We start from the raw sequence: 5,670 nt of genomic DNA, 5'->3' as shown, positions 1-5,670 counted from the left end.
GGACCGTCTCCGGCCAGGGCCGGCCGCGGGTAAAGCCGGGCAATCCCCGCCGCAGCCGGGGCGTGGGCGCCGGCTGGTCGGCCCAGTAGGCGAGCAGGACGGCAAGAGCCAGGTCGAGCACGAGAATGTTGCGGCTCTGCAGCCGCTGACCGCCGAACAGGGGCAGCCGGTAGAGCAGGGGGCCGAGCGGAGTGTTGCCGCCGAGCGCGAGCACCGCCCCGGCCAGGCCGATGATGTGCCAGACGATCCACTCCGGCCAGCGGGACAAGCCCCGCCCCGGCCGGAGGCGGCCGAGCAGGGCGAACGCGGCGACCAGCGGGAGGATGCCGACGTAGCTCGTCACCTCAGTCAGGTTGTATCCCGAGAAGAACGCGGGCTGGCGCAGCGATCCTGATCCGCCGAGCAGGTCGGGAACGAGCGTCAGCAGCAGCCAGCGGACCGGCAGCGAACCGGAGTCGAACAAGGCCACCGAGCCGCCGGCCCGCTGCGACGTGCTGACGGCCGCCAGGCCGGGCAGCCACTGGACCGCACCAAGGCAGGCGCCCAGGGCGAGGCCCGCGGCCACGGAAACCGCCGCACGAAACCAGTCGCGGCCTAGCCGGGCGATCATCCAGGTGGCGTAGCCCAGCACGATCACCAGCGCGTCGTCCACGGCACGCGGCTCGCCCGCCAGGATCACCAGGCCGGCGGACACCGTGAGCACCGCGATCCAGCGGAACCGCGCGCCCCGGGCGGCTGAGTCCCGGCAGAGCCGCAGGATAGCCAGCAGCACCAGCGGCACCCAGCTCATTCCTGCCACCAGGCCGAAGTGGCTCACCTGCGCGGACATGGCACCGGCGAAGGCGAACGACAGCGCCCCGAGGAAGCCGGCCAGCCGGCCGAGTCGCAGCGCCCGCAGGAAGCAGAACATCCCCAGCCCGGCGGTCTCCCAAGTCAAGATCAGTCCGGCGGTCCACGCCGCGGTACCGGGCAGGATCGCGAAAAGCCACGTCAGCGGGTATGCGGCAGCCGCGTTCCAGCCGCCGAGAAGCGGCGCGCCGCTCCAGATCCACGGATCGTAGAGCGGCAGGTGGCCGGCCCGAAGCTGGCTTCCCGCGAGCTCCCGCAGCGGGAAGTTCTGTGTCATGTCATCGCCGGGAACGACGGCGTGCCCCAGCAGGGCCGGGATGCCGAAGACCACGGCCGGCAGCAGGGCGAGCAGCAAGACAGGAAGCACGTCGCCACGGGGCAGCCAGGACCCGCGCACACGCGCGACAGCAGACGACCCGGCTGGCCGGGTCAGCAACGACGGGTCAGTCCTCATCACGCGAATGACAGCAGATGAATCTGAGAAAAGAATGAAGGTTTCCACCGAGAGAGGTTCGGCGTCCCGCTAGTGCCTCATGAGCAGCAGCGGCAGCGCCGCCACCGACGCGGCGCTCCAGATCTCCCCGGCGGCGAGCAGCCAGGGAACCGACGCCAGCTAGCAGGCGATATAGACGATCGGATTTGACGGCTTCGCCGCGGGACGGTTAGCGTCGGTAACGGGTTGACGCACCGCGGGAAGGAGCCGGTCATGCCGGAAACCAGCGAACTGCACCTCGCGGTGGCGCTCGACGGGGCCGGCTGGCACCCCGCCGCCTGGCGCGCGCCTGACGCGCGGCCCGGGGAGCTGTTCAGCGCCGGGTACTGGGCGGACCTGGCCCGTGAGGCCGAAGCCGGCGCCCTCGACTTCCTGACCATCGAAGACTCTCTCGGCCTGCAGACCGCCGGCCGCTTCGCCAGCCCTGACGACCGCACCGACCAGGTGCGCGGCCGGCTGGACGCGGTGCTGACCGCAGCGCGGATCGCCCCGCAGACCACGCGCATCGGCCTGGTTCCCACGGCGGTCACCACGCACACGGAGCCGTTCCACCTCTCCACGTCCATCGCGACCCTGGACTACGTGAGCGAGGGCCGGGCCGGCTGGCGCCCGCGGGTCGCGGCGTCGCCGGACGAGGCACGGCACTTCGGCCGCCGCGAGTTCCCGCCGCTGACTCAGGAGAACGTCACCGACCCCGCCGTCGCCGCGCACCTCAGCGACCTGTTCGACGAGGCCGCCGACGCCGTCGAGGTCGTGCGGCGGCTGTGGGACTCCTGGGAGGACGACGCGGTGATCCGCGACGTGCCGGCCGGCCGGTTCGTCGACCGCGGCAAGCTGCACTACATCGACTTCGACGGCCGCTGGTTCGCCGTCCGCGGCCCGTCCATCACGCCCCGCCCGCCGCAGGGCCAGCCCGTCGTCGCCTCGCTCGCGCACGCCGACGTGGCCTACCGCCTCGCCGCCCGCGCGTCCGACGTCGTCTTCGTGACCCCCGCCAGCGCGGAGCACGCCGCGCAGATCGTGGCGGAGGTCCGCGCCGCCGAGAATTATTCGGAACGTCCCCTGCCGCCTCTTCAGGTCTACGCGGACCTCGTGGTGTTCATCGACGAGGCCCCCGGCGCCGCCACGGCGCGCAAGCGGCGGCTCGACGACCTGGACGGCGCCGACTTCGCTACGGACTGCGCGGTCGTCGCCGGCCCTCCCGGCGAACTGGCGGACCTGCTGCTCGACTGGAAACAGGCGGCGGGACTCGACGGGTACCGGCTCCGTCCCGGCGCGCTGCCGCACGACCTTCAGCAGATCACCGGGGCGCTTGTCCCTGAACTGCGCCGCCGCGGCGCGTTCCGCTCCGGCTACGCGGAAAGCACGCTTCGCGAGCGTCTCGGCCTGTCCCGCCCCGCAAACCGATACGGGGCCGGCCGCTACCAGATTGGCGCCGCATGACCAAGCAGGTGATCCTCGGGGCGCACTTCCCCGGCGTCAACAACCACACCGTGTGGAGCGACCCGGCGGCGGGCAGCCAGATCGCGTTCTCCTCGTTCGCGCACCTGGCGCGGACGGCCGAGGCGGGCCTGTTCGACTTCTTCTTCCTGGCCGAAGGGCTGCGGCTGCGCGAGCAGCGCGGCAAGATCCACGACCTGGACGTGGTCGGCCGGCCGAACACGATGACCGTGCTCGCCGCGGTTGCCGCGGTGACCGGGCACCTCGGGCTGGCCGGCACGATCCAGGCGACGTACAACGAGCCGTACGAGATCGCGCGGCAGTTCGCCACGCTCGACCATCTGTCCGGCGGCCGCGCCGCGTGGAACGTGGTCACCTCGCCTGACGCGTTCACCGGGGAGAACTTCCGCCGCGGCGGCTACCTGGAGCGCGGCGGCCGGTACGTCCGCGCCGCCGAGTTCGTCCAGGCCACGCGGGAACTGTGGGACTCCTGGGATAGCGACGCGATCGTCGCCGACCCCGCTCGCGGAGAGTTCTTGCGGCCGGGAGCCAGGCGAGGACGTTTCGAATATTCGACTGAGAACTTCGGGATCTCCGGAAACTTCACCGTGCCGCGGTCACCACAAGTCCACCCCGTGATCCTGCAGGCGGGCGACTCGGACGGCGGGCGGGAGTTCGCGGCGCACAGCGCGGACGGGATCTTCACCAGGCACTCGACCTACGACGCGGGGCGCGCGTTCTACGCCGACGTGAAGTCGCGGCTGGCGCGGTACGGGCGGTCGCCCGGCTCGCTGAAGGTGCTGCCTGGAGCCAGCTTCGTGCTCGGCGACACCCCGGCCGAGGCCGAGGAACACGCGCGGCACATCCGGCGCCAGCAGGTCAGCCCGCAGACCGCGATCCTCATGCTCGAGCAGGTGTGGAACACGGACCTGTCGTCGTTCGACGCCGAAGGGCCGCTGCCGCCGTTCGACCCCGACCCGGAGTCCCCGTCGATCATCCAGGGGCGCGCCCGGATGTACGACGACCCGGTGGCGGTCGCGCGCAAGTGGCGGGCTCTCGCCGAGGAGCGGCACCTGTCGATTCGCGACCTGATCATCGAGGTGACCGGGCGGCAGACGTTCACGGGGACGCCGGCCTCGGTGGCGGCGGAGATCAACCGCAGCGTGCAGGACGACGCGTGCGACGGGTTCATCCTGGTGCCGCACCTGATCCCGGCCGGGCTTGACGAGTTCGCCGCCAAGGTCGTGCCGCTGCTGCAGGAACGCGGGGTGTTCCGGACGTCTTACGAGCCTGGTACGACCTTGCGGGACCGTCTCGGGCTGGGGCCCGCGCGGCCCGCCGCCTCGTGGGCCGCCGCTCGAAGGGAGCACGCCGATGCCTGACCCTGCCGTCGGCCCTGCCCTTGACCGGGCGGCGCCGCTGTCGATCCTCGACCTCGCCCCCGTGGTGGAGGGGTCCACGCCGACGGCGGCGCTGCGGAACACCCTCGACCTCGCCCGGCGCGCCGAAGACCTCGGCTACCTGCGGTACTGGGTCGCCGAGCATCATTTCGCCCCCGGCGTGGCGTCGTCGTCGCCCGCGGTGCTGATCGCGGCGATCGCTGCGGTGACGTCGCGGATCCGGGTCGGCGCGGGCGCGGTGCAGCTGGGGCACCAGACCGCGGCCGCGGTCGCGGAGGCGTTCGGCACGCTGTCCGGGCTGTATCCGGGACGGATCGACCTGGGGCTCGGCCGGTCCGGGCAGAAGCGCGAGGAGGCCGCGAGGGAGCAGGCGGCCGGCGGGTCCGCGGCGCCTTCGGTGTCGGTGGCCCCGGCTCCCGCGGCTCCCCCGGCTCCCCCGCGGACGGTGAACGGGCTGCTCATCCCCGGGCGCTTCTCGATCGCTCACCTGGCCAGGTCGCCGCGGTTCGCGCTGCAGGGCGAGTTGCTGCAGCAGGCGGGGGCGCGGACGCCGGACTTCGGCGAGCAGGTGAACGACATCCTCGCGTTCCTCGGCGGGACGTATGTGTCGACGTCTGGCCTTTCGGTTGAGGCGGTGCCGGGGACCGGCGCGGACGCGCAGGTGTGGATCCTGGGTTCGAGTGCGGGCCAGTCCGCTCAGGTGGCCGGCGCCCTCGGGCTGCCGTTCGCGGCGAACTACCACGTCAGCCCGGCGACGGTGCTGGAGGCGGTGGAGGCTTACCGGGCCGCGTTCCGGCCGTCGGCGGTGCTGGCGGCGCCGCATGTGCAGGTGTCCGCGGACGTCGTGGTGGCGCCGACTGACGCCGAGGCGCGGGAGCTGGCGTCGGGGTACGGGCTGTGGGTGCGTTCAATCCGCACCGGGGACGGCGCGATGCGGTTCCCGTCGCCGTCGTCCGCGGCGGCTTACCCGTGGACGGACGAGGACCGGACGCTGGTCTCGGACCGGGTCGATACCCAGTTCGCCGGGTCGCCGGCGACCGTGGCCAAGCACCTGCGAGTGCTGCAGGACGCGACGGACGCGGACGAGCTGCTGGTCACGACCATCACGCACTCCCATGCGGACCGGGTCCGCTCCTTCGAACTGCTGGCCCGCGAATGGGGCCAGGCCTGACCCGCTGCGGGCGCTCGCCCGCGCCCGGCGCCTGTCGTCGGCGGCCTGGCCGACCGCTTCTTGCTGTTATCAGGGCGCTGGTCGCCTCGCCGACGTGTCGATTGCGCAATTGACCTGCTCTATCGGTGTGCGCCAATGCCCTAGCACGCCGCCGCCTCACGATCGAGGCGACGTACGAGCTCTAGCAATGGCGACGTCGCCCCGCAGGCCGCATAGTTCACAGCGTCACCAAGTCCCGTTAGTGCTGGGGATGTGACCCCCCTCAGGGGCCAAATCCCCAGCACTAACCCAAAACAGCCCCTGGCCGGGTTCCGTGT

4 protein-coding genes are annotated in these 5,670 nt (G+C 72.2%); 3 read left to right on the top strand and 1 reads right to left on the bottom strand.

Annotated elements, in window-relative coordinates; all coding sequences use genetic code 11:
• Window positions 1–1,303 (bottom strand): hypothetical protein (locus WA805_RS21410; RefSeq protein WP_425243217.1); only part of this gene is annotated, 1,303 nt, incomplete at its 3' end.
• A 252-nt stretch (window positions 1,304–1,555) separates the two neighbouring features.
• On the opposite strand from WA805_RS21410, the gene WA805_RS21405 reads away from it, so the two are divergent.
• Genes WA805_RS21405 through WA805_RS21395 form a run of 3 tightly spaced genes read left to right on the top strand, consistent with a single transcriptional unit; the run spans window position 1,556 to window position 5,353 of the window.
• Entirely contained in the window at window positions 1,556–2,785 is a 1,230-nt protein-coding gene (locus WA805_RS21405) for an LLM class flavin-dependent oxidoreductase (RefSeq protein ID WP_425243216.1), read from the top strand.
• Window positions 2,782–4,164, top strand: coding sequence for an NtaA/DmoA family FMN-dependent monooxygenase (locus WA805_RS21400; RefSeq protein WP_425243215.1), 1,383 nt, complete (start codon window positions 2,782–2,784; stop codon window positions 4,162–4,164). The genes WA805_RS21405 and WA805_RS21400 overlap by 4 nt, the downstream gene beginning before the upstream one ends.
• Window positions 4,157–5,353: an MsnO8 family LLM class oxidoreductase gene (locus WA805_RS21395; protein ID WP_425243214.1), complete on the top strand. Its 1,197-nt coding sequence runs from the start codon at window positions 4,157–4,159 to the stop codon at window positions 5,351–5,353. The genes WA805_RS21400 and WA805_RS21395 overlap by 8 nt, the downstream gene beginning before the upstream one ends.
• Window positions 5,354–5,670 lie beyond the last annotated feature (317 nt).

It is taken from the genome of Trebonia sp. (assembly GCF_049794275.1).
Classification (GTDB): domain Bacteria; phylum Actinomycetota; class Actinomycetes; order Streptosporangiales; family Streptosporangiaceae; genus Trebonia.
Note: the sequence above shows the minus strand (reverse complement) of the source record. Positions and strands in the feature narration are given on the sequence as shown.